5 protein-coding genes are annotated in these 5,940 nt (G+C 48.8%); 1 reads left to right on the top strand and 4 read right to left on the bottom strand.

Going from position 1 to position 5,940, the window contains the following annotated elements; translation table 11 throughout:
- The 3 genes from PLA23_RS09585 to PLA23_RS09575 all read right to left on the bottom strand — a co-directional run.
- On the bottom strand, positions 1-1,802 hold a 1,802-nt coding region (locus PLA23_RS09585; protein ID WP_324475017.1), incomplete at its 3' end, for a DEAD/DEAH box helicase.
- Positions 1,799-2,602, bottom strand: a complete 804-nt coding sequence (locus PLA23_RS09580; protein ID WP_324475015.1) for a DUF7839 domain-containing protein — start codon at positions 2,600-2,602, stop codon at positions 1,799-1,801. The genes PLA23_RS09580 and PLA23_RS09585, both read right to left, overlap by 4 nt.
- Positions 2,595-3,080, bottom strand: coding sequence for an ArsR family transcriptional regulator (locus tag PLA23_RS09575; RefSeq protein ID WP_324330948.1), 486 nt, complete (start codon positions 3,078-3,080; stop codon positions 2,595-2,597). The genes PLA23_RS09580 and PLA23_RS09575 overlap by 8 nt, the downstream gene beginning before the upstream one ends.
- Before the next feature lie 77 nt (positions 3,081-3,157).
- On the opposite strand from PLA23_RS09575, the gene hypF reads away from it, so the two are divergent.
- Positions 3,158-5,383, top strand: a complete 2,226-nt coding sequence (gene hypF, locus PLA23_RS09570) for a carbamoyltransferase HypF (RefSeq protein WP_324475011.1) — start codon at positions 3,158-3,160, stop codon at positions 5,381-5,383.
- Here the strand turns inward: hypF and PLA23_RS09565 are convergent.
- A partial coding sequence (locus PLA23_RS09565; RefSeq protein WP_324475009.1) for a PKD domain-containing protein occupies positions 5,378-5,940 on the bottom strand: 563 nt, incomplete at its 5' end. The genes hypF and PLA23_RS09565 overlap by 6 nt on opposite strands.

Below are 5,940 nucleotides of genomic sequence, written 5' to 3'. Positions count from 1 at the left end.
ACAAGGTATCCTTCGATTTTATCAATAGCACTCTCATCTCCTTTGGAGATCACGGCATTGGCAACATAGAGCTCTGAACTTTGTTCAAGTGTGTACTGCGGAGCAACCTCCCCCATCTCTCCTTTTAACAGGCCCATCGCCACCTCCTCTTCAGTAAGCCTCGAACCCCGGATATAACTTGCTCCTGGTTCGGCGAGGATGACAACCTTTCCAAGGTCATGGTAATCAGGTCTTCCTGCCCTCCCTGACATCTGGTAAAATTCCTGAACCGTAAGCCATTCAATACCCATTGCAAGCGAGTCAAAAATGACCTGGGATGCAGGAAAATCAACGCCGGCTGCAAGGGCTGCCGTGGTTACTACCGCACGAAGTTGCCCTTTCTCAAATTTTTCCTCAACCTGGCGACGTTCCGCCTGGGTAAGCCCGGCGTGATACGGTGCAACCCCTTCTCCTATCTTCTCAGCAATAATATGACACCGGGCACGGGAGTTGGTAAAGATAATTGTCTGACCATGATATCCTTTGGTTGACACATGGTTGTACTCCTCGGCAACCAGTATCCGTTCAGTTGGTATCTTCTGTTCCCGTTCTGAAAAGATGAGATACCGTTCAAGAGAGACGGGCCGGTCATCATATCTGACAAGTCTGCAACCAAGCTTCTGGGCAAGCAGTTTTGGATGCCCGATGGTTGCGCTCAGATATAAAAACTGGGCCTTTGGGGAAGTATATTTCATTCGTGCGATCAGGCCGTCAACACGATGACCGCGATCCCGATCCTCAAGCATCTGAACCTCATCAATGATCACGGTACCAATACCAGGAAGGCACTCTCCAATCCGCATGAGATGATCAATCCCTTCATACGTAGCGACGAGAATCCCTGCATTTTTATTCCGGTTCGCCGGTCTTTTTGAATCCTTCACCTGTATCCTGCTGGCACCGGTAATGATTGATACATCGGTAAGATGGCCGTACTTCTGTTGAAAGCGCTCGTATTTCTGGTACGCAAGAGCAACAAGCGGAACAAGAAACAAAACTCGGCCCCTTTTTTCAAGAAAATTCTTCAGACCGGCCATCTCACCAATGAATGTCTTTCCACTGGCCGTTGCTGATACGACCAGGAGATCTTTCCCATACAGCAGACCGGCCTCCACTGCCAGTTGCTGAACCGGCATCAGGGACTCAACGCCACATGACGTAACGAACTCTCTGGGGAAGGGGAGTTCTTCTATCCTTGCAGTCTGCACAACCGGATGAGCCTCAAGACGATCATACAGGGTATGGCTCACCGAGAGCCGGTCAGGTTCAATCGTTGCCAGAACCCGGTCAACACTGCGGTACTTTTCAAGCAGTTCATCAAGGTGGGACAGGGCGGATCTTCCAAGCCGGCCCATGTGCACCAGTTCCCTGCGAAGCTCCTTCCGGGCACAATCCATGCATATCTGTTCGCCTTCTCCAAAATCCACCGCATTCTTTTTGTCAAGCTCCGTCACCCGGTCATCCATCAGACAGAATCTGCAGAGTGAAACGTAGGAGAACTGAATCTGAAGATCCTGCAGAAAAGATTCAAAGGGCGTATCCTTTGTTGTAAGGTAAACCCGTGAGCGTCGCAGATGCGTGATCAGATCTTTACTCGGAGTGTTCCGGTATCCCCCGCTTTTGGTATGCCGGATCCGGTACTTCACCGGTCTGATACCTTTGGGAGTATCAACCAATTCCAGCATTCCCGTGATCCGGATATGATGGGTATCAATATATAAAACCCGGTAATACTTCTTCGTTGGCTGAATTATCGCCTTCATGAAGACACCAGGTCATGAATCTCATAACTGAGATCCGCCTGCTCAAGCTGTTTTAGAAAATCCGTAAAGAATTCATCAACTATGACAATGGCACAGGGTATGCCATGCAGGGCTGCCTCTACCGAACCTTCACGTGAACCAAAGTAGAGATCAGGAACCCGGTCGATTTTCTTCAGGGAAACCCATGCCTCAAGGCCAACACAGGCAACAACTGTCACCCTGCTGATCACTTCTTTCAGGGCATCCAGTCTTACTTTCCGTGAGCCACCCCGTTCAACCCGGGGAACCTTACATACAAGAACAGTCGATTCACGATGGGTGATGATGCCCTCCAGTGCTGCCACTCCTGCATCCTCCCCTTTCGGGGTATCAGAAACCACGGTTCCATTGGCAGACTGTGGCTGCTTTGAAGCATAAAGGAGACCATTTTTCATGTATACACCGACTGGATCTCCCTTTTTCAGATCCTCATCTGCGATTGCAGTCCATACCGAAACCTGTTTTATGATATCATTTCTGACATGCTTTGCAAAGGACTCAAGAACCTCTGCATTGTGCAGGATCCATTCAACACCCTCCCGCGTGACCTCATATCTGCCACGGCCGGGTGCTTTGAGCAGTCCTTCTTCCGTCAGTTCCCTGACATAATCCGATATCGCCTGGGGTGTTACGCCAAGACCTGCCGCTATCTCCTGCTGCCGTATTGCAGGCTGATGTGCTGCGATATCAACCAGTATCTGGAATCTGGTGACGTCTCGTTTGTTTTTCAGGATGGTATATCCCGGGTCATTTTCATTCATCCAAAACTACCAGACCCTGACCTTTTACGTCCAGATGTGGAATTCTCTTTGCGATTCCTTTGATAAACATGGGTGAGACTCCAAATTTTCTTGCGATATCACTTATTGATGTATTACCCCGTGATATTTCAGCCTCAACACTATCGCCTTTCATCCTGAGATCATCCTGGTTGGTAAATGCGATTGAGAGGAGATCCCCAAGGTCTGAAAAATTACACTGAAAATTCGCACGGAACTTGCAATAATTTGCCTTATATTCCTTTTCCGGTTTCTTCCCTGGTTCAGGCATTCTCCATTTCTCCTCGATCAGATTTCCTTTCCGAAGCAGAAGCAGCCCATCCCTGACATATTCTGTTCCGACTACGTCACACAGCTCCGTACGGGTCATCCAGTTCTTATCCAGGAGTTCAAGAATCTTCTTATAATGAGTATTATTAAATACCACAAAAAGGGGAACCAGCTCTACCGGATCATTCACAATCCGCACATGACCCGTCAATTCAAAACCCTATTATAATAACGTTGGATAAAAAATTAAAGGTTACTTGTACAAAAATGCAAAAACAAGGTCATATAATTATCAGAGGAATTGTTCAGGGTGTTGGATTCCGGCCATTTGTGTATTCCAGGGCAATTGCGCATAATATCCGGGGGTCAGTCTTAAATACCGGATCAGAAGTCGAGATTTACGCATGGGGAGAGCATTTTGATGATTTTCTTTGTGATCTCAAAAGAGGGACGCCATTATCGATCATCGATTCGGTTGATGTATACCCGCTGTCAGGAGAACCACCCGACTCATTCTCCATTCTGAAAAGTCATGACGGGATCAGAACCGGTCTGATTCCCCCTGATATTGCAACCTGTCCTGACTGCATCAGAGACATTTTTACCCCGAATGGCAGATATGAAGGATATTTTGCAACCTCATGTGTCAACTGCGGGCCCCGGTATTCAATCATAAAGACCCTGCCCTATGACCGGGAGCGGACAGCGATGGATATATTTCCTCCCTGTCAGGAATGTTCTGCCGAGTATTCAGATCCGAAAAGCCGGAGGCATCATGCCCAGACAATCGCCTGCCAAAGCTGCGGGCCGGAACTCTTCCTGCATTCAGGTACCGGTGCTCGGATCCCCTGTGATAACCTCATTCAGAAAACCGCAGAACTTCTTGATCAAGGGAATATCATTGCGATCCGGGGCATTGGCGGGTTTCATATCGCCTGCATCGGCGATATGGCCCACACATTAAAGCATCGTCTCGGGAGGACAGAGCAGCCCTTTGCTATCATGGCGAAAAAAGAATGGATCAGCCATAACACATGGATCTCTTTGGAGGAGGAGAGAATTCTCGAGAGTGATATATCTCCGATTGTTGTCCTTGATAAAAAGGATCCGCACGCCCTGGATCATGTGAGTAACCTTCACACCCTCGGTTGTATGGTTCCCTATACCGGTCTGCATCATCTTCTCTTCTCCCATCTGTCAGCACCGTTCCTCATTATGACAAGTGCCAATGCCCCCGGCTATCCGATGATTACCACCCTGGAAGAAGCGGTGAGAAAACTTTCAGGTATTGTCGATTACTATCTCACCCATACACGGGATATCATCAACCGGTGTGATGACTCGGTTGTGCGAAAAGGGGCAATCATCCGGTTATCACGGGGGTATGCACCAAAAAGAACAAAAATAAACCTTGGTGATGCTGCCATTCTGGGAACAGGACCTGAACTGAATGCCACCATTACGCTCTATACGAAAGGGTTTTGCATCACATCACCTCATATCGGAAATGTCAGAAATCCTGGCACCTATGCATACCTGAAAGAGACAACAACCTGCCTCCGGAACCTGATGCAGCCGGATATCAGAATTATCGCCCATGATCTTCATCCCCAGTTCCTCTCAACCAAATACGCAAAAGAACTGAGTGATGAGACCGGAGCTCATATGATGCCGGTCCAGCATCATGAAGCCCACATTGCCGCTGCGTGTCAGGACGAGTGTATCGGGATAGCAATCGATGGTGTCGGGTATGGATCTGACGGGACCATCTGGGGTGGAGAGGTTTTTCAAGGATCTGCCCCTTCATATTCCAGGGTTGGATCTCTCATGCCGGTGCTCATGCCAGGAGGTGATCTCGCAACCCTCTGGCCTGAACGGATGCTGTATGGTATCCTTCCCGATGACAGGACGCGTGATCTGCTCCTCTCACGGGGCTGGCCAGAACAGGACTTTTCCATTCTAGAAAAACAAGTCACAAAACGGTTTAATACCGCTGTCACATCAAGTACTGGCAGGATACTTGATGCAGCTTCTGCACTCCTTGGAATTTGCAGGAAAAAGACGTATGACGGTGAGCCTGCTATGAAACTTGAATCCGTCGCTCATGGAACAAAACCTGAACCCTGGGAGATTCCACTCACCAGGATCGGTGAGAGAGAAGTTCTTGATACACCGTCACTTCTCAGAAAGGCCAGGGATATATATCTCAGATATCCTGAAGAGCCGGATGTGATTCGTCAGATTGCAGCCTCTCTCCAATATAATCTGGCACGAGGGATTGCAACGATTGCATGTGACGCCGCCGCCAGTGCAGGCCTCTGTACCATTGCATTATCCGGTGGTGTTGCATACAACGAAATGATCAGAAATACCATCAAAAAGACCGTAGAGGAGAGCGGATTTGATCTCTGCATAAACCATGATATGCCACTTGGAGACGGATGCATCTCATTCGGGCAATGTGTATATGCAGGAAAAAAAGAGTGTTTATGAGAGCGGTTTTAACATAACCTTCGGGATCAGTTTCATCTCATTCGGACGTATGATAACATTCACCGTCTTCTTCTGATACCCTTCTTTCTGGAAAGTAAGTGAGCGGGAACCGGCCGGGATGATCAGGGTTGCCGGGGTTGTTCCAAGGTACACATCTCCCATGGTTACTTCTGCTCCTGATGGCTGTGAAGTTACCATGGCAAACCCGGACGGACCTGTCGGATAGTCCCCAACGACTCGAATGATCTCCGGTTTTCTCTCCACCGACGAGAAATTATCACTGATTACTTCAAGTGTGACCGTATACCTGCCGATTCCGCCGTACACATGGGATGGATTCTGAACTGTCGAGAGTGTTCCGTCCCCAAAGTCCCATCTCCACTTCTTCGGGCTTCCTGTTGAATGATCCGTGAAATTCACTGTCAGCGGAGGTGTCCCGGTCATAGGCAGAGCGGTAAATGCTGCAACCAGCGGTTCTGTATTCTGGGTTGGGGTCTGTGTTGGTTCTTCAGTAGGTACCGGAGTTGGTTCACCAGTCGGCTCCTGTGTCAGCGTAG

The sequence above is a fragment of the Methanospirillum sp. genome, assembly GCF_035406105.1.
GTDB lineage: Archaea > Halobacteriota > Methanomicrobia > Methanomicrobiales > Methanospirillaceae > Methanospirillum.
The sequence above is the reverse complement of the archived record's forward strand: the minus strand, read 5'-3'. Positions and strand labels throughout refer to the sequence as shown.

Excerpts from the sequence above, each read along its gene's own strand:
- hypF (WP_324475011.1), top strand. The coding sequence starts at position 3,158 with ATGCAAAAACAAGGTCATATAATTATCAGAGGAATTGTTCAGGGTGTT.
- PLA23_RS09580 (WP_324475015.1), bottom strand. The coding sequence starts at position 2,602 with ATGAATGAAAATGACCCGGGATATACCATCCTGAAAAACAAACGAGAC.